The organism is Sorangium sp. So ce726, assembly GCF_051521405.1.
In the GTDB taxonomy this organism is placed as follows: domain Bacteria; phylum Myxococcota_A; class Polyangia; order Polyangiales; family Polyangiaceae; genus Sorangium.
On sequence record NZ_CP150349.1, the window covers coordinates 6,414,225 to 6,437,497 of the forward strand.

A 23,273-nucleotide genomic window follows, 5' to 3' on the forward strand; every position below is an offset into this window, starting at 1 on the left:
GCGGCCGCGCGCAGCTCACCCCGCGCACAGCGCCGGCAGCGCGCCGCTGAAATCCGCGCGGATGGCGGCCACCCCGTCCGCGCCCGCCTCGAGGCAGGCCGGCGCCGAGGCCGCGTCGATGCCGCCGAGGGCGAGGAGCGCGATGCCTCGCGAGGCTGCGGTGAGGCGGGCCCGCGCCTCGCGCAGGACCGCGAGGCCGAGCGGCGGGCCCTTGCCGGGCGTCGCGAAGATCGGCGAGAGCACGGCGGCGTCCGCGCCGGCCTCGGCCGCCCGGAGAACGTCGTCGACGCTGTGGCATGCGACGGAGACGAAGGCGCCGGCCCCGAGCAGGGCGCGCGCGTCGGCCACCGCGACCGAGCGGCGGCCGAGGTGGACGCCGTCCGCGCCGAGGAGGAGCGCAAGATCCAGGCGATCGTTGACGAGGAACGAGGCGCCGAGCGCGGCGGTGGCGTCGCGCAGGCGCCTGCCGAGCGCGTGGAGCGCCGCGCCGGAGAGCTCGGGATCGCGAAGCTGCACCGCCACGCGGGCGCGGGCCTCGGGGGGCAGGGCGCCGAACGCCGAGAGCCGCGCGAGCAGGACGGGCTCCGGGACGTCCGCCGCCTGGGTGATGAGGGTCAACCTCGGGGTGAGCATGGCCGTCCTCCAGCGCGCCGGCGGCGGCGCGTCATCGCGATCCGTCGCCCGGCGGGCGCTCTGCCGGGGCGCCCGCCTCGCCGAGCGCCTCGAGATCCTGCCGGGCCATCTGGGCGAAACGGCTGGCAGGATACCGCTCGACCAGGAAACGCAGCGTGTCGACCTGGGCGCGGCGATCGCCGCTCGCCTTGAAGCGCTCGGCCAGCGCGTACAGGGCCTCGCTCGGGTCCTCGTACACGCGGCGATCCGGGTCGACCTCGCTCGCGCACTGGTAAGGAGCCTGCGCGACAGCGGCGAAGATCGCGATGGAGCCGAAGGCCGCGCGGAAGCCGGTGAACACGAGCGGCATTCGCCGCTGAACGAGCGCGAGCGTCAAGAGGACGCCGCGGCCGCGGCGACGCCGCTCCTCCGGCCGAGCCGCGCGGGCCCGCTCGGCCGGGCGGTCGGTAACGGGGCTAGTTCAGGGAGGCGTCCGTCCGGGCGGCGCCGTTCTCGAACCCGCCCTTCGAGGCGGGGGCGCCGAAGGGCGCGTCGCCCGTGTCCTGACCGCCGGTGCTCGACAGGGGCTCGCCGCGGACCGCGCGCAGGAGCGACTCGTGGAGGGCGCGCGCGCTGTCATCCCAGTCGCGCCTGCCGGCGAGCTCCGCGATCCGCACCGGGTCGTAGTCGGCCCGGGCGGCGCGGAGCAGCGCATCCGTCAGCACGCCCCGGTTCCCCGGCGGGATGAGCTCGCCGAGCTCGGCGCTGCGCAGGACGTCGGGGATGCCTCCCACGCTCGTCGCGACCACGCGGCGCCCCGAGGCGAGCGCCTCGAGCAGGACGTTGGGCGTCCCCTCGTGCTTGCTCGGGAGCGCGAGGGCGTCGCACGCGCCAAGCCACAGCGACACCTGATCGTGCGGCAAGTAGCCGGTCACCGTCAGCCGGCCGCCCATCCGGGCGGCGGCCGCCCTGCACGCCTGCTCCTCGGCGCCGCTGCCCACGAGCGCGAGATCGATGTCCGGGTGGAGCTGCGCGAGCCGCTCGAACGCCTCGATCAGATCGAGCACGCCCTTGTCGCGGTTCAAGTGGCCGACGAAGACGATCAGCCGCGAGCTCGGCGACTTGCCGAGCGCGGCGCGGGCCTCGGCGCGGTTGCGAGGCTGGAACGTCTTCACGTCGACGCCGTTCATCACGATGTCGATGCGATCGCGCGGCACGCCGAGCGCCGCGACCCCGTCCGCGAGCTTGCGGCTGACCGTGACCACCCGGGCGGCGCGCGTGAGCCCCCAGCCGAGCGGCCGTCGCAGCCGCCGGTCGCGCGGGATCACGTCGATATCCGAACCGTGCGTCTTGATCACGGCCGGCACCCCGAGCAATCGCCCCAGACAGACCGCGGCAAAGCCGTCCGGGTAGGCGAAAGCCCCGACGATCACGTCGGGCAACGGACCGCGCCCGATGAGCTCCGGGAGCATCGACGCCGCATACAGCGGGCCGTTCAGCGCGGGCGCGATCCTGGGCACATAGAGGTACCGCGGGTGCCGGACCGGCAGCCCGTCGATGACCTCCTCGCGCGGCGCGCTGGCGCCGATAGGCCACTTCGAGAGGCGCTCCATGCCGGGGAACCACGGAATCGTCGCGAGCACCCGGACGTCGCAGTAGCGCGACAGCGCGGCGAACTGCCGCCGATTGTACGGCGCCTCGTCCGGGTGAACCGCGTTCGGGAAGATCTTCGTGATCAGCAAAACGCGCATCCGCCGCAAGAGCTCCTCCTCTCCGAGCGAGCCGAGTCGGTGAGCGCCTCGAAAGAGGACGTCGTTCGCGCTCGGTCTCGTAATCGGTCTAGCCAGTCTCGCTCAGTCTCGTCAATCCCGCCAATCTTGGTCCGTTTCGCCAATCTCGGTCAGTCTCGTTCAGCGTCCCATTTTGCCTCGCTCAGCATCGTTCGGTGTCCCATTTTGCCTCGCTCAGCATCGTATTCGGCCTGGTCAGGTTCGATTCAGTCTCACCTGGTATCGTATGTCCTTACACGTCCAGACCAGCCCGATGACCAACCCGTTGGTTGCCGTCGTCCCGTCCAGCGGCCGGCCCGGAGGACCCCGCGGTCGTCGAGGATGCGCGCGCCCGGGACGGGGCGTCGCCCCCGCGCCGCCTTGCGATGAGCTCGTCGAACAGGCGCACGTGCGCGTCGACCATCGCTTCCAGGCTGAACTGCTCGGTGAACTTCGCGGGGCCGCGCGCGCGCGCTCGCTCGCGGAGCTCCCCGTCGAGCGCGACGCGCGTGAGGTGCTCGACCAGCGCGCCAGGGTCCTTCGACGGGACGAGGAACCCGTCGACGCCGTGCTCGATGATCTCGGGGACGCCGCCGACGCGGCTCGCCACGATCGGCTTGCCGAGCGCGAGCGCCTCGAGCAGCGCGAGCGGCAGCCCCTCCCAGAGCGACGGGAGCACGTAGGTGTCGAACGCGGAGACGAGCTCCGGTACGTCCGAGCGATACCCGGGGAAGATCACCCGGTCGCCGAGCCCCGCGTCCCTGGCGCGCTGCTCCAGCTCCGGCCGGAGCGGGCCGTCGCCGGCGATGACGAAGCGCGCCTCCGGCGCGCGCCGCAGCACCTCGGGCGCCGCCTCGAGGAGGTAACGGAGCCCCTTCTGCTCGATGTGCACAACGGCGCACCCGAACACGAACTCCCGCTCGCCGATGCCGAGCTCCGCGCGGATTCGCGCGCCTGCGCCGCTCTCGCGGGCGCGGGCGAAGCGCGTCCCGTCGATGCCGTTGTGGATGACCCGGACGGGCGCGCGGACCTTCACGTCGTCGACAAGGATGCGCCTGAGGTCGTGCGACACCGCGACCATCTCGTCGGCGAGGTAGGCGTAGTAGCCGAACTTGCGCCGATCGAAGCCCTTCGCCCGGTTGATCTGGTTGTGCTCCGAGTAGACGACCAGCGGCCGATTCCGGAGCAGGCGCGCCGCGAAGCCAGCGAAGATGAGCGGAGCACGGTTGTGGACGTGGACGATATCGACCGAGCGCTGGTGAAAGAAGCGCCGGATCCAGAGCAGCGCCTCTGGATCGCTCTTGAGGCCGGGCAGCACCGGCCGGAGGTCCTTCGTGATCACGAGGCACTTCGAGCGGGGGAGCTTGACCTCCGAGAAGAGCCGTCCCTCGCCGTCCAGGCAGATCAGCGAGAGGTCGAAGCCGTGATCGCCGAGGCGATCGAGGAGGCTCAGCACCACCTTCTCGAGCCCGCCGACCTCGAGGTTGTTCACGACCATGCAGACGTTGGGCTTGCTCATATTCTCCTGAGCGGACCGTCAGGTCGCCGCGGTCGTCGTCGGAGCGCCGTGACGCGCCACGACAGCGTGTCGACCGTGCGATGAGCGTTCCGTGTCATTTTGGCTCAGGTAGGTGAGCGTATCATGACATGCGGATGCTGTTCGCTTGACTTGGCGGCGCCGCAGCATCGCCGTGCTGGACGTCGGGGCTGCTCGCTCATCATCCCTCATCGCGCCCGCAAGCGCCTCCCGCATCGGTGGAATACGCTCGGAACGCGAGCGCGCGGGGCTCGAGGTGCGCGGCCACACCCGCGGCGCCGCGCTACAGCGCGGCGATCTTGCCCTGCTCCGGCGACGAGGCCGTCGCATAGAGCTTCTTCGGCATCCGCCCCGCGAGATACGCCATCCGACCGGCCCGCACCGCGTCCCTCATCGCCTGCGCCATCAGGATCGGGTCCCGCGCGCCCGCGATGGCCGTGTTCATCAATACCCCATCACACCCGAGCTCCATCGCCACAGCGGCGTCGCTCGCTGTCCCGACTCCCGCGTCCACGATCACCGGCACCTTCGCTGTCTCTCGGATGATCATCAGGTTGTACGGGTTGCGGATGCCGAGCCCGCTGCCGATCGGCGCGGCCAGGGGCATCACCGCCGCGCACCCGATGTCTTCCAGCTTACGACAGACGATCGGGTCATCCATGCAGTAGGGCAGCACCGTGAAGCCCTCCTTCACGAGGATCCGCGCCGCCTCCAGCGTCGCCTCGTTGTCCGGGAACAGCGTCCGTTCGTCGCCGATGACTTCGAGCTTCACGAGTTCGGACAGACCCAGCTCGCGCGCGAGCCGGCAGGTGCGGACCGCGTCCTCGACGGTGTAGCAACCGGCCGTGTTCGGCAGGATCGTGACGCGTCCCTGCTGGAGCAGCGACATCATCGACCCCTCGCCCCGCTCCTTCAAATTGACGCGGCGGAGGGCCACCGTGACCACCTCCGCGCCGGACGCTTCGAGCGCGCGACGGGTCTCATCCAGGTCCTTGTACTTGCCCGTCCCGACGAAGAGGCGGGAAGTGAACGTGTATCTGCCGATCGTCAACGCGTCGCTCGTCATCGCAGGCTCCTCGGGTGTCGACCCAGACGATCTGCTAGTCGGACCGGGACACAGGGTCCAGCGCGTCGACGAAAACCGGCGCTCCCGGCGCGCCTCGCTCGGCAGCATGATATCTTTGCGCCTATGTCTCCCAGAGCTTTTGGCATAGCCCTCCTCGTCGCGTTGCCCCCAGCGCTCACGCTCACGCCCCTCCCGACAGCGGACAGCCACGCGCCGGCCGGCCAGGAGCGCGCGGAGGCGAGCCGCGGCGCGCTCCTGTCCGGTCCGCGCGCGGCGCAGGCGGCCGTGGCCATTCAGCTCTCGCTGGACGAGCTCGTCGCCGCGGCCTCGTACGTCGTGGTCGCGACCGCGATCGAGCAGCGCAGCCAGTGGGAAGAGCTCGGCGGGGCCAGGAGGATCGTCACCTATACCCGCCTGTCGATCGACCGGACCGTGGCCGGACAGCCCGACGGCGAGGTCTGGGTCAGGACGCTCGGGGGCGTTGTCGGGGACGTCGGACAGCACGTGTCGGGCGACGCGCAGATCGCGATCGGCGCGCAGGCGATGGTCTTCGTCTCCAGGGTGGGCTCAGCCCTTGTCGTCTCCGGGATGGCCCAGGGCCACTACCCCGTCGTCGACGGCGAGGAGAAGCCGACGGTCGCCGGCGGGGCTGGCGCGCGGCGCATCGCCGTGCGCCGGCTGGCCGTGAGCCCCGACAGCGGGACCGTCCTGCCCAGGCCCGGCCCCGCGATCTCGGCCCGCGAACAGCTCATCGGCGCGACGCTCGACACGGCGATCGACGCGGTGAACCAGGCATGGAAGGCGAAACATGCGCAGAAGTGACCTCGCGCCCCGACCCGCGGGCGCGCGCCACCCCGCGCGCGCCACCACCATCGCCGCAGCCTGCAGCGCGCTCATCGCCGCGGCGCTCGCCTACCCCGGGGACGCCCTGGCCTACTGCCGCACGAGCGTCTGTCCGCCGGAGCAGACGGCGTCGGGGAAGGCGGAGACCGCGGCGGTCTGCACGCCGTCGCAGAGCACCGACTGCGGCACCCCGCTCGCCTGGCCTTCGCCGTGCGTGAGCTACTCCCTCCAGGAGGACGCCTCCGCCCAGGTGTCGCTCCAGGAGGCGGAGGCGATCTTCGAGCAGGCGTTCGCCGCGTGGACAGAGGCCGACTGCGGCGACGGGCAGACCCCGCGCATGGAGGTCACCTACCTGGGCCCGGTCGCGTGCGACACGCACGAGTACAACAAGCGCAAGGCGAACGCGAACATCATCACGTTCCGGGACGACGGGTGGCCGTACGTCGGCGGCGGGAACACCCTCGCGCTCACGACCGTCACCTACCACCTCAAGACCGGCGAGATCTACGACGCGGACATGGAGGTCAACTCGTTCGACGTGGCGCTCTCCCAGGGAGACGAGAGCGTCTCGTTCGACCTCCTGAGCATCGCCACCCACGAGGCTGGCCATTTCCTCGGGCTCTCGCACTCGAGCGAGCGCGACGCGACGATGTTCGCCGACTACCGGCCGGGGACCTCTTCGCTCCGCGACCTCTCGCAGGACGACCTCGACGGGATCTGCGCGGTGTATCCGCCCGGGGAGCCGATCCAGGGCTGCGACCCCACGCCGCGCCACGGCTTCTCTGCCCTGTGCGCCGCGGATCAGCCCGTGGTGAAGGAGTCGGACGGCTGCGCCGCGGCCCCGCGCGGCAACGCTGGCCAGCGCGGGCGCGGCGGCGGGCTCGTCCTCGCCGCGCTCGCGCTGGTCGGCGTGGCCGTACGGGCGCGGCGCGGCGCGGCCGCGCGGGCGGGCCGGGAGGAGGCCTGCTGAGCCAGAGCCCTCCTGTCCTGGTCGAGCGCGAAGGCGAGCTCGTCCTGCTGGTCGAGCGCGCCGCCCGCGCCGACGCGCTCGCGGTCGACGTGGAGGCCAACGGGCTGTTCGCGTACCGGGCGCGGCTCTGCACCGTCCAGCTCGCCTTCCGCGAGGGGGACGACATCGCGGTCGGGGTCGTCGATGCGCTCCGTGTGCCTGTCGCGCCGCTCGCGCGGCTCCTCGGGGCCGCCGGCCCGCCCAAGGTGCTGCACGACCTCACCTTCGACGCGCGCATGCTCGCCGAGGCGGGCGCGCCGCTCGCTGGCGCGCACGACACCTCGGTCGCCGCGCGCATGCTGGGGTGCGCGGCGACGGGGCTCGCCGCGCTGCTACTGTCGGAGCTCGACGTGAAGGTCGACAAGCAGCTCCAGCAGCACGACTGGGGGCGCAGGCCGATCGAGGACGCCGAGCTGCGCTACCTGGCCGACGACGTGCGCCACCTGCTCCCGCTCCGCGCGCGGCTCGCGGAGCGCAGCCGCGCCCTCGGGATCGACGAGGAGATCGAGGAGGAGTGCGCCTACAAGCTCGCGACCGCCCTCGGGCCGCCGCGCGATGCGCGGCCCGCTTACGCGCGCATCAAGGGGGCCCAGGCGCTCGATCCGCAGGGCCGGGCGGTCCTGCGGCGGCTCGTGGCGGCGCGCGAGGCGGCCGCCGAGGGGGCCGACGTGCCCTCCTTCAAGATCGTCGCCAGCGAGGTGCTGCTCGAGCTCGCGCAGCGGAGGCCTGCCCGCGCAGACGACGTGCGCGCGATCCGCGGGGCCGCGGCGGGCCGGGCGGCCACGTGCGTCGCGGCGTGGCTCCGCGCGGTCGAGCAGGGGTGCGGCGACGGCGACGTGCCCGAGGGCGAGCGCGCCCTCTTCCAGCAAGCCCGCCCGCCCCGGAAGGAGCTCGCCGCGCGGCGCGCGGTGGAGACCCGGATCGCGGCGTGGCGCAGGGCGGAGGCGAAGGCGCGGAAGGTGGACGAGCAGGTCGTGCTGCCCGGCCACTGCGCGCAGGATCTCGCGGAGATCGCGCTGGCCGAGGGCCACGCGGGGGACGAGGCGATCGCCGCCGCGATCGCGCGCATCCCGGGGCTCGGCGCGGGACGGTTCGCGCGTTACGGCCGCGCGCTCGCGGCGCTCGTGGCCGCGGCGCAGCCGGGCGAGCCGCCTGCCGCCGCGACGTAGCGCCGCGTATCGGCTCCGTAGGTCGGTTCCGCGTGTCCGCGATCCCCTCCGGGATCTCCGACACATGGAACCCGCTGCGAGCGAGCGCACGTGGCGCGCGCGCCGCGCGGTCGACAGAGCCGCCGGGCGATGGAATAGCAGGGCCCATGCCCTCGACCGATCACCCCAAGGCGCCGAGGCGGCTCCGCCTCTGGCCGCCGGCGATGTGGCTCCGCGCCGCGTTCGCCTTCGCGCTCGTGTTCGGGTGCGCCCTTCTGGGAGCGAGCGCCGGAGAGCTGTCCGCTCCGCCGCCCCCGCCGTCGCCGCCGCCCGCAGCGAACGCCGAGGTCGGCCCCGATCCGGAGGTGACCCCGGTCGCGCCCGACTCGCCTCGGGCCTCCATGCGCAGCTTCGTCGAGCTGTGCCGCGGGGGCGACTACGCCGAGGCCGCGCGTTACCTGGACGTGCCGCCGAGGGCGAACGGCGCGGTGCTCGCGCAGAGGCTCAAGGCGGTGCTCGATCGGCACCTCTGGCTGGAAGTGGAGACGCTCTCGCCGCAGCCGCAAGGGGACACGCAGGACAACCTCGGGGCCGGCGTCGAGCAGCTCGGCAAGATCCCGACGCGGACGGGGCCCCAGCCGGTGCGCCTGGTGCGGCGCACGACGCCCGACGGCGTGCGCTGGATCTTCTCGCGCGCCACGGTGGAGCGCGTCGACGAGTGGTACGCGCGGCTCGAAGATCGCTGGCTCCGCGATCACCTGCCGCCGGCGCTCCTGCGCCCCGGTCCGCGCGAGCTGCTCTGGTGGCAGTGGCTCGCGCTGCCGGTCCTCGCGCTGGCCGGCTGGCTCGTCGGCGCGGTGCTGAGCTACCTCATCCGCGCCGCGCTCCGCCGCGTCATCGCCCGGACGGAGTCCACGCTCGACGACGTGCTCCTCGGGGGGGCGCGCGGTCCGTTCACGTTCGCGGCGGCGCTCCTCGTGATCACGGCCGCGCTCCCGTGGCTCGGGCTCTACCTGCCGGCCGAGGAGTTCCTCGACAAGGTGCTGCGCGCCGGCGTCTTCGTCGCCGTCTTCTGGTTCGCCCTGCGCACGATCGACGCCGTCGGCGGCCGCCTGCTCGCCGCCCCCGCGACGCGCGATAACCCCGCGGCGCGCTCGCTCGTGCCGCTCATGGGGCGGATCGCGAAGGTCGCGATCGTGATCATCGGCGTGATCGCCGTGCTCTCGGAGCTCGGCTACCCGGTGGCGAGCCTCATCGCCGGCCTCGGCATCGGCGGCGTCGCGCTGGCCCTCGCCGCGCAGAAGACGGTGGAGAACCTCTTCGGCTCGGTCGCGATCGGCATCGACCGGCCGTTCCAGGTCGGCGACTTCGTGAAGGTCGACGCGCTCCTCGGCACGGTCGAGAGCATCGGGCTCCGCTCGACCCGGATCCGCACGCTCGACCGGACCATCGTCACGATCCCGAACGGCAAGCTGGCCGATCTTCAGATCGAGTCGTTCACGGCGCGCGACCGGATACGCCTCGCCTGCGTGCTGGGGATCGAGCACGACACATCGCCCGATCAGCTCCGCGCCATCGTGGAAGAGTGCGAGCGGGCGCTGCGGGAGCACCCGAAGATCTGGCCCGATGACATCGTGGTGCGCTTCATCGGCGTCGGCCCGTCCTCGCTCGACGTCGAGGTGACGGCCTGGTTCCAGACGAGCGACTTCGCGGAGTTCCGGGACATCCGGCAGTCGATGCTGATCACCTTCCTGCAGATCATCGACATGGCCGGGTCGCGGCTCGCCTACCCGACGCAGACGCTGCACGTCGCGCCGCGCGGAGGGGAGCGCCCGCAGCCGGAGGCGGCGGCGGCCGGGGGCTTCGCTAACGGGCAGCGCGCGCCGCGGCGGGCGCCATCGGCTGAAGCCCCGCCTTCTCGATGAGCGCGCGGTCCTCGTCCTCGCCGGGGTTCGGCGTGGTGAGCAGCTTGTCCCCGTAGAAGATCGAGTTCGCCCCCGCGTACATGCAGAGCAGCTGCGTCTCGCGCGAGAGCTCCGCCCGCCCGGCGGACAGGCGCACCATCGCGCGCGGCATCATGACCCGCGCGACCGCGATCATCCGGACGAACTCGATCGGATCGACCGGGGGGAGGCTCTCGAGGGGCGTCCCTGGCGAGCGCACGAGGGCGTTGATCGGCACGCTCTCCGGGTGGGGATCGAGGCGCGCGAGCTCGACGAGCATCTCGCAGCGGTCGGCGATCGACTCGCCCATGCCGATGATGCCGCCCGAGCAGACGGTGATGCCCGCCCGCCGGACGTTGCGCAGGGTGACGAGCCGCTCGTCGTACGTGCGCGTCGAGATGATGGATTTGTAGGCCTTCCGCGAGGTGTCGAGGTTGTGGTTGTAGGCGTCGAGGCCGGCCTCCTTCAGGCGGCGCGCCTGGTCGTCGGTGAGCATGCCGAGCGTGCAGCACGCCTCGAGGCCGAGGGCTTTCACGCCGCGCACCATGTCGAGGACGCGCTCGAAGGCGGGGCCGTCCTTCACCTCGCGCCACGCGGCGCCCATGCAGAACCGCGTCGAGCCGACGTCGCGGGCGCGCTCCGCGGCGGCGAGGACCGCGCCGACGTCGAGCATGCGCTCCGGCCCGACCTCGGTCTCGTAATGGCTCGACTGCGGGCAGTAAGCGCAGTCCTCGGGGCAGCCCCCCGTCTTGACGCTGAGCAGGGTGCAGAGCTGGACCTCGTGCTCGCCGTGGAACGCGCGGTGGACAGCGCGGGCGCGGTCGATCAGCTCGAAGAGCGGGAGGTCGTGCAGGGCGACCGCCTGCCCGACGGTCCAGTCGTGGCGGGGCGCGCCCGCCGGCGGGGCGTGCCCGGCCGGGCCGCTGCATCCATTCCTGTGCTCCGCCGCTTCTCGTTCGATCCCTTCGAGCATGGGCTCGCTCATAGCCGGGCTTGAGGCGCCGCCGCAAGCAAGGCGCGATAGGGAGGGATTTCTTGGCGTCCCTGGCGGCTTGGCGGTTCGAAATTCTGCTCTTTTCTGGCGGCTTTGGCCCGCTTCTCGCTCTAGAGCGCCGTCACCGCCTTCGCCGTCTCCTTGGCGATCGTCCCCTGGGCGACGAGCTGCCTGAGGTGCGCGTCGAAGGTCTGCATGCCGTACGGCGTGACCCCCTTCTCCATCAGCTCGCGCAGCGACGGGTTCCCCTCCGGCCGCCGGATCGCCTCGCGCACCGCTGCCGTCCCGACGAGCACCTCGGCGGCGAGGACCTCCCCCGAGCCATCGCGGCGAGGGAGCAGGCGCTGCGCGACGATGCCATGGAGACAGTCGGCCAGCCGGTCGCGCACCTCGCTCGGGCTCTTGCCGAGCGCGATCAGCCGCCCGAGCGCGCGCGTGACGTCCGCCGAGCTGACCGCCGCGAGCACGAGGTGCCCGGTCTCCGCGGCGTGAAGCGCGAGATCGAGCGACTCGCCGTCGCGGAGCGCGCTGATCAGCACGACGTCCGGGTCCTGCCGCAGCGCGGAGCGCAGCGCGGTCGGGAAATCCGCGGTGTCGACGCCGATCTCGCGCTGGCTCACGCTGGACCGGTTGTCCTCGTGCACGTGCTCGATCGGATCCTCCAGGGTCACGATGTGGCGCGGCACGGTCGCGTTGATGTGCCCGACGAACGCGGCGAGGGTCGTGCTCTTGCCGCTGCCGGCCGTGCCCGCGACGAGCACGAGGCCGTGATCGTGCTCCACCATCGCCCGGACGGCCGAGGGCACGCCCAGCTCCTCGAACGTCGGGATCTTGAGCGGGATGCTCCGCAGGATGATCGCGAGCGAGCCGCGCTGGCGATAGATGTTCACGCGAAACCGGCCGAGGCCCGGGACGACGTAGGAGGTGTCGAGCTCCTGGAGCGTGGCGAGCAGCTCGCGCGCAGGGCGCCCGGCGAGCAGCACCCGCGCGGCGGCCTCGCTGTCCTCGGGCCGGATCCTGTCGACGCGGAAGTAGACCATGTCGCCGCGCACCCGCGCGCCCGGCGGCTGACCGACCTTGAGGTGGATGTCGCTGGCGTGGGCGGCAAGCGCCTTGCCGAGGAGCTGATGGAGGAAGGCCTCGGAGGTGTACGGCGTCGTCACGGGGGGCAAGGTACCAAATTGGAACCCGACCGGCCCAAAGCGCGGCTGCACGAACCGAAAGCCCAGAGGGCGAAAGCCCAGAGGGCGCCGCGCCGCCGCGCGGGACGGCCGCGCGCCCGCGCCGCCGCGCGGGACGGCCCCGCGGCCCGGGACCGCCGCGCGGGACGTCAGGGACGCGGCGCCGCCGGGCCTCCCGCGGCGCCCGCGACGGAGCCCTCGGGATCCAGATCTGCCGGAATACGGAGAGGATCGACGAGCCCCCGCTCGGCGAGCGCGCGCGCCGCCGAGACGGCGAGCGCGCGCTGGTCCGAGGGGAGGTCGCGCCGACCTGACAGCTCGACCAGGGCCGCGGCCGCGCCGCGCGCCCCGTCCGGGTCGAGCGGCTCGCGCGGGCGCGGTGGCCGCCCGGCGATCCCGAGGAGCGCTTCGAGCAGGGGCGGGAGCGACGGCCCGGACGACGCGCGGGCGCGCTCGGCGAGCGGTCCGAGCGCCAGGTCGGCGTCATCGGCGTACGGCAGAGCGCGCAGGGCCGTGAGCGCGATGTCGCCGCCGTCATCGAGCGCGGCGAGGAGGCCGGAGGCGCCCTCGGCCTCGGCCAGCCGGGCACACTCCAGCGGGTCGTCCCCCGCGGCGAGGCGCCAGCGCGGATCGGTGAGGCGAGGGCTCGGCGGGCGCGGCGCCAGGGAGGGCGAGGAAGCAGCCGAGGCGGGCGACGCAGCGGCGCGAGGGGCGCTCCCCTGCTCGCGGCGACAGCCGAGGGGCGCGAGCAGGACGAGCGCGACGGGTACGACGAAGGCGAGGCGCGCCGCGACAGGCGCCGTCCGCCGCGCGCGGCGGATGCCGTCGCGGCCCCTCCCCTGCTTCACGGCTGATCGAGGATCGAGAGCGACCGCTTCGTGGGCGCGTTCTCGGGCTCCTGCCGCGCGTTGTACTCGTCGACCACCCGGTTGATGTGCATCGAGCAGAACTTCGGCCCGCACATCGAGCAGAACTCCGAGGTCTTGAAGTACTCCTGAGGGAGCGTCTCGTCGTGCATCGCCTGGGCCGTCTCCGGATCGAGCGAGAGCGCGAACTGCTGCTTCCAGTCGAAGGCGTAGCGGGCGCGGCTCAGCGCGTCGTCGCGATCCCGCGCGCCCGGGCGCTTCCGCGCCACGTCCGCGGCGTGGGCCGCGATCTTGTAGGCGATGAGGCCCTGCTTGACGTCCTCGGCGTTCGGAAGGCCGAGGTGCTCCTTCGGGGTCACGTAGCAGAGCATCGCGGCGCCCGCGAAGCCGGCCATCGTGGCGCCGATGCAGCTCGTGATGTGGTCATAGCCAGGCGCGAAGTCGGTGACGAGCGGGCCGAGCACATAGAACGGCGCCTCGTGGCAGAGCTCCATCTCCTTCTGCACGTTCATCGCGATCTGATCGAACGGCACGTGCCCGGGGCCCTCGATCATCACCTGCACGTCCTTCTCCCAGGCGCGCTTCGTGAGCTCGCCCAGCGTCTTCAGCTCGGCGAACTGGGCGGCGTCGCTGGCGTCGTGGAGGCAGCCGGGGCGGAGGCCGTCGCCCGCCGAGATCGTGACGTCGTACTTGGCGCAGACCTCGAGCACCTTGTCCCAGTGGGTGTAGAACGGGTTCTGCTTGTGGTGCTCGATCATCCACTGCGCCATGATCGAGCCGCCGCGCGAGACGATGCCGGTGATCCGGCCCTTCACGAGCGGCAGGTGCTCGAGCAGCACGCCCGCGTGGATCGTGAAGTAATCGACCCCCTGCTTCGCCTGGTGCTCGAGCATGTCGATGAGGTCCGCGGCCGTCATCTTGGCGGTGCCCTTGCACGCCTCGAGCGCCTGATAGATCGGCACCGTCCCGATCGGCACAGGGGAGTCCGCGATGATCGCGCGGCGGATGCCGTCGATGTCGCCCCCGGTCGAGAGATCCATCACGGTGTCTGCGCCGTACTTGATGGAGTAGCGCAGCTTCTCGAGCTCGCCGCTGACGTCGCTCGTGGTCTGGCTGTTGCCGATGTTCGCGTTCACCTTGCAGAGCGACGCGATGCCGATGCACATCGGCTCGAGGTTCAGGTGGTTCTTGTTCGCGGGGATGATCATCCGGCCGCGCGCGACCTCGCTGCGGATGAGCTCGGGTGCGAGCTTCTCACGGCGGGCGACGTACTCCATCTCCTCCGTGATGATGCCCTTCCTCGCGAAGTGCATCTGGCTCTGGTTCGGGCTCCCGGCGCGCTTGCTCACCCATTCGGACCGCAACATCGACGACCTCGCTTTCGAGGTGGGCGGTTTAGGTCGCGACCGCGCGCGACGCAAGCGCCGCGTCGCGCCTGGCCGCCCGACCTCGAGCCGGCCAGAAAGCGCGCCTCTACCAGCGCTCGCGCCGCTGTCAGGGAGGCGGCGCTTCGGGGAGCTCGGTCATCATGCCGAGCGTCTGTGCGCCGGCGGCCTTCGCGCCGTCGAGCACCTCCACGACGGTGCCGTAGACGGCGCCGTCGTCGGCGACGACAAAGACGATCCTGTCCTGCGGCCTGCTCTGGCGCTCGAGGATCGGCCTGAGCTTGCCCACGAGCTCGGCGCGCTCGACCCGCTCGTCGTTCACCTGCAGCTCACCTTGCGCGCTCACCCGGACGACGAGCTGGTCGGGCGGCGGAGGGGTGTCCTGCTTGACCTGCTCGGTGTCTGGCACGCGCACGCCGATGTCCTTCTCGAGCAGCGGCGTCACGACCATGAAGATGATGAGCAGCACCAGCACGACGTCGACGAGCGGCGTCACGTTGATGTCGGAGTTCAGGGGCACCGCCGGCTTGATGACGAACTTCCTCTTCGCGCTCGCGCTCATCGCCGCTATCTCCCCTTCAGCTCCTCGACCGCCAGCGAGACGCTCTTCGCGCCCGACTTGCGTGCCGTCTCCATCACCCTGCGGACGTCGCCGAACGAGAGGCGCTGGTCCCCCTTGACCAGCACCTTGCGCCCCGGCTGCGCCGCGAACTCGCGCGCGAGCCGCTCGGCGAGCCCGGCGTCATCGTATCTGTCGTTCTCGACCCACACCGTCTTCTCCAGCGTCACGGAGAGGATCAACGGGTCCACCTCCTTCTTCTCCTCGTCCACCTTCGCGGCCTGCGGCAGCTTCACGTCCTTGCCGCGCTGGAGCATCGGCGTGACGACCATGAAGATGATGAGCAGGACGAGGACGACGTCGACGAGCGGCGTGACGTTGATCTCGCTCTTGGGGCCCCTCTGCGGGCCGACACCCATCCCCATTGGAACGCTCGCTTCCCTGCTGGGCGCGTCACCGCGCGCCGCGCCGCGGGGGCGAGGCGCCGGGCGCCGCGCTCCGCGGAGAGGCACGCGGGGTGTCGCGCGGGTCCTCTGTCAAGCAGCCTCTTCAGCGGCCGGCCCGAGGCGCCCGTCGAGCCGCTTCGCCACGACGTCGAGGAGCTCGTTCGACGACTCCGAGATGTCGATCGACCGGGCTTCGACCCAACCCTGGAGATAGTTGTACCCCATGACGGCCGGGATCGCGACGATGAGCCCGAAGGCGGTCGTGATGAGCGCCTCCGCGATACCCGCCGAGACGGTGCCGAGGCCGCCGGAGCCAGAGGCCGCCATCTGCTGGAACGCCGTCACGATGCCCATGACCGTCCCGAGCAAGCCGACGAACGGCGCCGTCGATCCGACCGTCGCGAGCAGGCCATAACCTCGCTTCAGGCTGAGCACCTCGCGCTGCGCCTGCCGCTCGAGCGCCCGCGAGACCGACTCGAACACTCCGTCGCGCTCGTGCCCCTGCGCCGGCAGCCGCGAAGGCGTGTTTGAGGCATAAGCGGCGAGCCCGGCGCCGATGACGCGCCCGAGATAACCGCTCTCGCCGCCCGGCCTCGCGGCGGTCCAGGCCCCATCGAGCTCGCCCCGGGCGAGCAGCGGCCCGACCCGCGCCGCAAACGCGCGGGAGGCGGCGCGCGACAGGAACGACACGACGAGGCGCTCGCCCAAGACGATCAGCGACGCAACGGACATGATGGCCAGCGCGAAGACAATCAGCTTCGCGAAGAGCCCCATGTGGCCCCACAGCTCGATCAACGTGAATTGCATCGTCTCTCGCGCCTCCTGGCGCCCCATGTCGCGTGATGGTTTGGGTGATGCTGGAGCAGCACCTCGGGTGATGCTGGAGCAGCACCTCAGGTGATGCTGGAGCAGCACCTCAGGTGATGCTGGAGCAGCACCTCTGTGGATACCGAGCGGACTCGGCAGCACCGCAGCGCGGACCTACCCGTACCCTTCTCTACTAGATGCTCCAGCGGTTCAATAACACTCCTGCGCGCCCGGACGTCAAGGGAGCTTGAGCCGGATGGGGAACACGTAGTCCACCGAGACCGGGCGCCCCTGGTACATGACGGGGGTATAGCGATGCGTCGCGAGCGCATCGAGGATCGCCCGATCCATGTGAGGAAGCGACTTGGCCATCCGGCAGCCGCTCAGCGAGCCGTCCAGCTTGATAATGCACTTGACAATCGCGAGCCCCTCGACGCGCGCGGCGAGCGCCTCGCGCGTGTACTGCGGGTCGCGCCCCGCGACCTTCGAAGGCCGGGTCATTCCGGCGCCGAACGCAAGCACCACGTTCTGCGGCGGCGCCGTGCTGCCCAGCTGGCCGCCGACTTTGCCGCCCAGCTGGCCGCCCATCTGACCGCCGACCTCGCCACCGACGGTGCCCCCTTGAACGCCGCCCTGGACTCCCCCCTCGACGCCGCCCGGCTGCTCCGGCGCATCCTCCTTGACCGGCTCCGGCTTGGGCTCTGGCTCCGGCGCCTTGGCCTTGGGCTTCTCCGGCATGTCGTAGATCGTGTCAGGCGTCTTGACGGGCTTCGGCTGCTCGATGCGCTCCACCTTCGGCGGGCGCTTCGCGCCGCCGCCCGGAGGCGGCGGAGGCGGCGGCGGCGGAGGGGGCGGCGCCGGGGCGAAAAATGTGACCTCGACGTCCTTCGGCTTCTCGGTTCGAGGGCGTGTGGCCTGCCAGAGGATCGCCCCCGCGATCGCCACATGGGCGACAATGGAGAGCGCTGTCCCCGTCCCTAGTCGCCCCTGGGTGGCGGTAGCGCGACCGAGTACCGAGTCGAACATGAGGGGTCGTAACTCCTAGGACTCGAGCCGATCGAGGTAGAGAAGCCGCGACGTATGGAAGCGTGCGGCGCCTACCCGGAGTGTACAAGCGAGCGAGTCCTACAAAAAAGTCTATTGTCTGGCGCGATTCCTGTCTAGGGTAAGGAAGGACTCGAGGGGCATACATTTCTGGAGGGAATTCCGTGAAGTTTCTCGAAAAGAGGCTGGAACACGGAGGGCGCTCACGTGCGCCGTTGGGGCCGTGGGCGGCGTTGCTGCTGCTCGCGATGACTTTGTTGACCGCGTACCCTGCGTTCGCGCAGACGGGCAGCGGCGTGCTCCTCGGGCGGGTAGTCGACGCGTCGAACAGGGCGCCGGCCGCCGATGTGGTCGTGACGGCGACATCGCCAGCGCTGCAAGGGGAGCAGCTGGTCGTCACGGACGGCACTGGCCAGTACCGTATCCCGAACCTGCCGCCGGGCGACTACACACTGCGCTTCGAAAAGGACGCGTTCAAGCCGTACGCGCGCGGAGGGATCGGGGTCCGCGCCGCGACGACCTTCCGCGTCAACGTCGAGCTGCTCCCGGAGGCGCTGAAGGCGGAGGAGATCGTCGTTATCGGCCGCGCGCCGACGGTCGACGTCGGCTCGAGCAGCGTGAGCCAGAGCATCACCCAGGACTTCACCCGGCGCATCGCCGTCTCGCCCCCCACGGGGAAGGGCGCCACGACGCGCTCCTTCGAGTCGGTCGCCGCGACCGTCCCCGGGGCGCAGGCCGACGAGTTCGGCACGTCCATCGCCGGCACCTCCTCCCCCGAGAACCAGTACGTGATCGACGGCCTGTCGGTGAACGACCCGGCCTACGGGATCGTCGGCACGCCGCTCACCATAGAGTTCATCAAGGAGGTCAACGTGGTGGCCGGCGGGTACATGCCCGAGTTCGGCCGCGCGACCGGGGGCGTCCTCGATGTCGTCACGAAGAGCGGCGGCAACGCGTTCCAGGGCTCGGTCTTCTTCAACATCACGCCCGGCGTCTTCGAGGGCGCGCCCAAGGCGGTCCGTCGTCAGGGCGAGACCATCCAGACGGACGAGACCCTATCGTCGATCCGCGACTACGGGTTCGAGGTCGGCGGCCCCATCCTGAAGGACAAGCTCTGGTTCTTCGCGGGCGCCGATCTCGCGTTCAAGAGCTACTCGATGGAGCGCAACCTGTACGCCACGCGCTACAACCCCACCACGTTCGAGCCGGTGGAGGATCGCGCGACCGGGCTCAACGTCGTCGACCGGCTGCCGGGAACGCAGCGCTTCTACCGCGCCGAGGAGCAGACGCTGCAGTACCTCGGGAAGCTGACCTACCAGATCGATCCAGACCACAGCGTCGCGCTCTCCGTCTACGGTTCGCCCTCCACCTCGGGCGGCAACGGCACGTTCGGGTTCGACCCGCAGCAGGGCGTGACCGAGCTCTCGAACATCATCGGCCAGTACGGCGCGATGGCGCACGAGTACGTGGCGTCGTCCACCGACGTCGCGCTGAAGTGGTCGTCTGCGTTCAAGAACAAGACCCTGCTCCTCGACGCGACCCTCGGCTGGCACAACCAGCGGAGCGCGCGGCTGCCCCCGGACGGCTCGGAGCTCGGGACGCGCGAGGGCCTGGCGGGCGTGCCCCTCATGGTCTGGCAGCGGTACTCCCCGAACCCGTACTCGATCTACGATTTCGAGAGGCTCTCGCCCGAGGCCCGGGCCATGTGCGAGCCGCTGAAAACGGAGACCGGCGAGGTCGCCGCGGTGCCCTGCGCGGTGCGCCAGTACTGGCAAGGCGGCCCCGACTTCATCGACGACGCCGCGCTCAACCGCTTCCAGCTGAAGGCGATGGTGACGAGCATCTTCGAGGGGCTCGGGCACCACGTGGTCAAGGCCGGCATCGACGGCGAGATCACGACGTACAAGCACATCAAGGCGTACGCGGGCGGCACCACCTACGTGGAGGAGGGAGAGTGGGATGCCTCCCATGACGAGCGAGAGCTCGGCTTCCTGACCGGTCCGGACGGCCTGGCGACCGGCCCCGGCGCCAGGGACTACGTGATCCAGGACAAGCTCACGGTGTCGTCGCTCGGGGCGACGATCGGCGCCTTCGCGCAGGACAGCTGGAGCATCCTCGACCGGGTGACGTTGAACATCGGCGTCCGCTACGACGCGCAGTACCTGTACGCGAGCGACGGCAAGCTCGGGCTGGCGCTCGCGAACCAGTGGTCTCCGCGCGTGGGCGTCGTCTACGACATCACGCAGGAGGGCCGGTCGAAGGTGTTCGCGAACTACGCGCGGTATTACGAGAGCGTCCCCCTCGACATGCTGGATCGCGCGTTCGGCGACGAGCGGAACATCCGCTCCTTCCACCGGGGCGGCGCCAGCGGCTGTAACCCTGGGAACCCCGAGGACGCGACGGGTTATGGCGAAGGGCAGTGCCGGAATGACGACAGCCGGGTTCCGATCGACGAGGCCTTCGGCGCCCCAGGGGCCCTGAACTACGATCCGAACAAGAACTGGTTCACGTTCGGCGGCGGCAAGTCTCCGGTGGATCCGGATCTCGAGCCGCAGTCGTCGGACGAGATCGTGATCGGCGGCGAATACGAGGTCATCCCGAACGGGCGGGTCGGCGCGACGTACACGAAGCGCTGGATGAACAACGTCATCGAGGACATGAGCCGGGACGAAGCGAACACCTACTTCATCGGCAACCCCGGGAAGGGGATCGCCAAGGACTTCCCGGAGGCGACGCGCGATTACGACGCGCTGACCCTCTATTTCAACAAGACCTTCTCCGACCTGTGGCTCGCCCAGGTGAGCTATACGCTGTCGTACCTGCGAGGCAACTATCCGGGCCTCTTCAAGCCCGAGACCGACCAGCTCGATCCGAACATCAACACGGAGTTCGATCTGGCGTCGCTCCTCGTCAACCGCGAGGGGGCCCTGCCCGGCGACAACACGCACGAGATCAAGGTCTACGGCGCGAAGGCGATCGAGCTCCCGAAGGGAATGGTCCTCGACGTCGGCCTCACGTACAGGTCCCGCTCCGGCGCCCCCATCGACTACTGGGGAGCGCACTACCTGTACGGCCCCGACGAGTCGTTCATCCTGCCCCGAGGCGCCGGCGACCGCCTCCCCTGGGTCCACAACGTCGACGGCCACATCGGCTATTCGGTCAAGCTCGCGAAGGACAGCGAGCTCACCGTCACCATGGATGTCTTCAACCTCTTCAACTTCCAGGAGGTCATCCAGGTGGACCAGCGTTACACGAGCGCGTACGTCGATCCCTGCGTCGATGGAACGAAGGAAGATCTGCCGACGTGCGTGAAAGACCACAACACCGGCGAGCCGCTCGATCCGAAGGCCGTGAACCCGAACTATGGCGAGCCCACGCAGTTCCAGACACCGCGGCAGTTCCGGTTCGGCGCGCGGGTGACGTTCTAGGCGCGGCGCGCGCGGGAAAGGATGCAAGCGATGAAGAAGCGATGGCTTGTTTGGATGGCAGGGTTCGCGGCGCTCTCACCGCTCGCGGCGATGTCTCCGGGCTGCTCGCAGCCCAAGCCCGAGTGCACGGTCGGCGGCGCCCTTGGGTCCGCGTTCGCAACGAAGTTTACCCGGATCGACGGGGATGCCGAGGGCCCCTGTGCTCTGAAGGACGGAACTGTCGAGCTGGTCGGGATGCAGGTGTACAATCAGGACAAGAATGGCGACAAGCTCCCCGACGTGGATGAGAAGCTCGTCGCGATCCAGACCCTGGAATTCGGCACTTGGTATCGCGGCGGCGCCACGATCGACCCGAACCCGGATCTGAACCCGTTCGCGATCGGTGCCTTCGCGAGTCGCGACCCGGATGACAACGAGATCTGCACGGTGCCGACGTTCGATCCCGCCGAGGTGGTGTTGCTGCCCGGCGGCGAGGGCGGCGCTGGCGGTGCCGGTGGTGCCGGCGACGGCGGTGCCGGTGGCGCCGGGGAAGGCGGCGCTGGTGGTGCCGGCGACGGCGGCGCTGGCGGCGCTGGCGGTGCCGGTGGTGCCGGTGGTGCCGGCGACGGCGGTGCCGGTGGCGCCGGGGAAGGCGGCGCTGGCGGAGCCGGTGGTGCCGGCGACGGTGGCGCCGGCGAGGGCGGCGGTGGGGAAGGCGGCGTACCGCCGGTGGCGCTGGGATCGCACAAGCTCGAGTGGCGCAACATGCGCGTGTACGTGACAGCCGCCAACCTCGGCAATCATTTCGAGGCAGAAGTCACCTACTCGGAGGAGAGCTGCTCGGCGACGTACAAGGTCGTCGGAGTTTGGCCGGCGATCGATTGTCGGGTCTACGCCCCGAATCCCGAGCCCGGGGGCGCTCCGATCCCCACAGACAAGGGCGATGATGCCCTCTGCGTGAACCCTCGCCTCTCCCCGGAACTCAAGGTGAAGTGCGACGCTGGCGCGGGCCTGTGCGTGCTCGACGCGGACTCCATCCCCGCCCTCAAGTAGGCAGCCTCGCTGGCGGGGCGCCCATCGTCCCGCCAGCGCTCCTCCGGCCCCTCTCCCCTCACCTCCCCTAAACCCTCATCGCCCAGGCGCATCCCTGGTCGTCGCGCGAAGACGGCAGGCTCGAAGAGCCCCTGCTCGTTGCGCAGCGCCAGCGATGGTCGAGCGAGAGGTGATGAGCGTCCGCGACGACGCGCTCGCCCGACGGACCCAACGTCAGCGCAGCTCCCGCCGCGATCCCTCGGACCGCCGGCTCACGGCCCCGGTTTGACGGCCAGCCTCGCCAGCGCCGCGCAGCCGGCCCCGCTCGCGATCTCGAGCTTCGCCGTGAGCGCGCACAGGCGCGACGCCCGCCCGAGCGCCGCCGGATCGCCCGATACGATGGCCCGCTTGGACTCGTATCCGGTCCGGACCCCGAGCATCGTCTGCGCGCGGGGAGGCAGCTCCGCGCGCCGCGCCACGAGCAAATCGCCGAGCTTCGGGCCGGGATCGGCGGCCGGCGCCCACGTCCAGACCGACGCGATCAGGGCGTCCGCGAACGCCGCGCGCAGCTCGTCGCCGCCGCGCGCGCCTTCGCACGGCAGCGCGGGACCGGCGGGCCCGACGTCGGTGGCGAGGAGCCGCCGCCCCGCGATCCGCCGGAGCAGATCGTTCTCCACGCCGGCGATCTTGCCGTCGTCGTCCGAGAACGCCCCCGCCTTGAACCGCACGGCGAGCGCGGCGCACTTCTCGTCGCGCTCCGCGCGCAGCCGCTGCTCCTCGCGGGCTCTCTCCTCGGCGCGCAGCCGCTCCTCGCGCTCGCGCGCCTCGCGGGCCTCCACCGCGGCGCACTGATCGAGCCGCGCGGCCACGCGCCGCTGCTGCTCGCTCGCCGCGCGGCCGAGATCGTCCTCTGCGATGTCGCGGACCGCGCACACCTCCGGGCGCTCCAGGACCGCATCGACGCGCGCGCGGGCGGCGCGGAACCGCACGATCACCGACAGCGCCGCGACGATCACGAGGGCCGAGACGACGATCGACGCGATCCTGCGGAGCCTCCGCCGGTGATACGCCTTGGCGAGCGCGCCGCCGCCGCTCTCGTCGAGCAGCTTGCGGCAGCGGCCGATCATCGCCTGCCATTGCGCGATGTCCTCGGCGAGCACCTGGAGCGGCTCCGCGAACGGGCGATCGCGCCGGACCTTGTTCGCCAGCCGCTCGAGCCACATGCCAGCGTCGGGGGCCCGACCGTGGTCGGTCACCTCGGCGACGCCCTCGAGCAGCCCGCCGATGCGCCCGGCGTAGACGTCCCAGGCGAGGACGGCCTCGGACTGGCTATCGCCGAGCCGCTCGATGGCCTCGCGCACGTCGGCCATCGGGAGGAGGCGCTCGACGTCCTCCCTGCGCACGCCCGCGAGCTTCGCGGCCTGATCGACGCCGCGCTGGAAGCCGCCGAGGAGCCCCTCCGGCGCCAGCTCGCGGAGCCCCTCCGGCACACGGCTCGCCTGCATGCACGCGCCGGCGTGGTGCAGCGGCCCCATTGCGCAGGTCAGGAAGGTGCCGCCGAGCTTCACTTCCATCGAACCGTGGCTCTCCTCTCCACGACTCTCCACGAGATACCCTGGACAGCG

The 23,273-nt window shown here is 71.2% G+C and carries 20 protein-coding genes; 6 read left to right on the forward strand and 14 right to left on the reverse strand.

The features are described 5' to 3' along the window. Positions 1 to 15 precede the first annotated feature (15 nt). The 5 genes from WME79_RS23840 to WME79_RS23860 form a co-directional block, all read right to left on the reverse strand. Positions 16 to 633 (reverse strand): thiamine phosphate synthase, encoded by a 618-nt coding sequence (locus tag WME79_RS23840; protein ID WP_437539282.1) that lies wholly within the window; start codon positions 631 to 633, stop codon positions 16 to 18. A gap of 31 nt (positions 634 to 664) precedes the next feature. After that, on the reverse strand, positions 665 to 982 hold the full coding sequence (locus WME79_RS23845) for a tetratricopeptide repeat protein (protein WP_437539284.1): 318 nt from the start codon (positions 980 to 982) through the stop codon (positions 665 to 667). A 106-nt stretch (positions 983 to 1,088) separates the two neighbouring features. Continuing rightward, entirely contained in the window at positions 1,089 to 2,363 is a 1,275-nt protein-coding gene (locus WME79_RS23850; RefSeq protein ID WP_437539286.1) for a glycosyltransferase family 4 protein, read from the reverse strand. Between the two features lie 271 nt (positions 2,364 to 2,634). Beyond that, positions 2,635 to 3,900, reverse strand: coding sequence for a glycosyltransferase (locus WME79_RS23855; protein ID WP_437539288.1), 1,266 nt, complete (start codon positions 3,898 to 3,900; stop codon positions 2,635 to 2,637). 301 nt (positions 3,901 to 4,201) lie between these two features. Continuing rightward, positions 4,202 to 4,984, reverse strand: a complete 783-nt coding sequence (locus WME79_RS23860; protein ID WP_437539290.1) for a thiazole synthase — start codon at positions 4,982 to 4,984, stop codon at positions 4,202 to 4,204. Between the two features lie 123 nt (positions 4,985 to 5,107). On the opposite strand from WME79_RS23860, the gene WME79_RS23865 reads away from it, so the two are divergent. From WME79_RS23865 to WME79_RS23880, 4 genes are all read left to right on the forward strand, one after another. Further along, positions 5,108 to 5,806 carry a hypothetical protein gene (locus WME79_RS23865; protein WP_437539292.1) on the forward strand — a complete coding sequence of 233 codons (699 nt, stop codon included), beginning with the start codon at positions 5,108 to 5,110 and terminating at the stop codon, positions 5,804 to 5,806. Continuing rightward, positions 5,793 to 6,797: a matrixin family metalloprotease gene (locus tag WME79_RS23870; RefSeq protein ID WP_437539294.1), complete on the forward strand. Its 1,005-nt coding sequence runs from the start codon at positions 5,793 to 5,795 to the stop codon at positions 6,795 to 6,797. The genes WME79_RS23865 and WME79_RS23870 overlap by 14 nt, the downstream gene beginning before the upstream one ends. A 17-nt stretch (positions 6,798 to 6,814) precedes the next feature. Beyond that, positions 6,815 to 8,005, forward strand: coding sequence for an HRDC domain-containing protein (locus WME79_RS23875; RefSeq protein WP_437539927.1), 1,191 nt, complete (start codon positions 6,815 to 6,817; stop codon positions 8,003 to 8,005). 146 nt (positions 8,006 to 8,151) lie between these two features. Then, on the forward strand, positions 8,152 to 9,909 hold the full coding sequence (locus WME79_RS23880; RefSeq protein WP_437539296.1) for a mechanosensitive ion channel family protein: 1,758 nt from the start codon (positions 8,152 to 8,154) through the stop codon (positions 9,907 to 9,909). Here the strand turns inward: WME79_RS23880 and bioB are convergent. The 8 genes from bioB to WME79_RS23920 all read right to left on the reverse strand — a co-directional run bounded on the left by bioB (position 9,851) and on the right by WME79_RS23920 (position 17,191). Beyond that, complete coding sequence (gene bioB / locus WME79_RS23885; protein WP_437539298.1) at positions 9,851 to 10,900, reverse strand: biotin synthase BioB; 1,050 nt, start codon at positions 10,898 to 10,900, stop codon at positions 9,851 to 9,853. The two genes, WME79_RS23880 and bioB, sit on opposite strands and share 59 nt — an antisense overlap. Positions 10,901 to 11,031: 131 nt before the next feature. Then, on the reverse strand, positions 11,032 to 12,084 hold the full coding sequence (locus WME79_RS23890; RefSeq protein ID WP_437539300.1) for a type IV pilus twitching motility protein PilT: 1,053 nt from the start codon (positions 12,082 to 12,084) through the stop codon (positions 11,032 to 11,034). Between the two features lie 167 nt (positions 12,085 to 12,251). Further along, positions 12,252 to 12,950: a thiamine biosynthesis protein gene (locus WME79_RS23895; RefSeq protein ID WP_437539302.1), complete on the reverse strand. Its 699-nt coding sequence runs from the start codon at positions 12,948 to 12,950 to the stop codon at positions 12,252 to 12,254. Next, complete coding sequence (gene thiC, locus WME79_RS23900; protein ID WP_437539304.1) at positions 12,947 to 14,335, reverse strand: phosphomethylpyrimidine synthase ThiC; 1,389 nt, start codon at positions 14,333 to 14,335, stop codon at positions 12,947 to 12,949. Before thiC ends, WME79_RS23895 begins: the two co-directional genes overlap by 4 nt. A gap of 127 nt (positions 14,336 to 14,462) precedes the next feature. Then, a complete protein-coding gene (locus WME79_RS23905; protein ID WP_437539306.1) occupies positions 14,463 to 14,915 on the reverse strand; it encodes an ExbD/TolR family protein in 453 nt (150 codons plus the stop codon). Between the two features lie 5 nt (positions 14,916 to 14,920). Beyond that, a complete protein-coding gene (locus tag WME79_RS23910; protein WP_437330912.1) occupies positions 14,921 to 15,337 on the reverse strand; it encodes an ExbD/TolR family protein in 417 nt (138 codons plus the stop codon). A 111-nt stretch (positions 15,338 to 15,448) separates the two neighbouring features. Then, on the reverse strand, positions 15,449 to 16,165 hold the full coding sequence (locus tag WME79_RS23915) for a MotA/TolQ/ExbB proton channel family protein (protein ID WP_437539308.1): 717 nt from the start codon (positions 16,163 to 16,165) through the stop codon (positions 15,449 to 15,451). Between the two features lie 237 nt (positions 16,166 to 16,402). Continuing rightward, entirely contained in the window at positions 16,403 to 17,191 is a 789-nt protein-coding gene (locus WME79_RS23920) for an energy transducer TonB (RefSeq protein ID WP_437539310.1), read from the reverse strand. Between the two features lie 266 nt (positions 17,192 to 17,457). On the opposite strand from WME79_RS23920, the gene WME79_RS23925 reads away from it, so the two are divergent. Next, positions 17,458 to 20,637, forward strand: a complete 3,180-nt coding sequence (locus WME79_RS23925) for a TonB-dependent receptor (RefSeq protein ID WP_437539312.1) — start codon at positions 17,458 to 17,460, stop codon at positions 20,635 to 20,637. Positions 20,638 to 20,667: 30 nt separating this feature from the next. Continuing rightward, positions 20,668 to 21,669, forward strand: coding sequence for a hypothetical protein (locus WME79_RS23930; RefSeq protein WP_437539314.1), 1,002 nt, complete (start codon positions 20,668 to 20,670; stop codon positions 21,667 to 21,669). A gap of 251 nt (positions 21,670 to 21,920) precedes the next feature. On the opposite strand, the gene WME79_RS23935 is transcribed toward WME79_RS23930, so the two are convergent. Beyond that, positions 21,921 to 23,222 carry a hypothetical protein gene (locus tag WME79_RS23935; protein ID WP_437539316.1) on the reverse strand — a complete coding sequence of 434 codons (1,302 nt, stop codon included), beginning with the start codon at positions 23,220 to 23,222 and terminating at the stop codon, positions 21,921 to 21,923. Positions 23,223 to 23,273 lie beyond the last annotated feature (51 nt).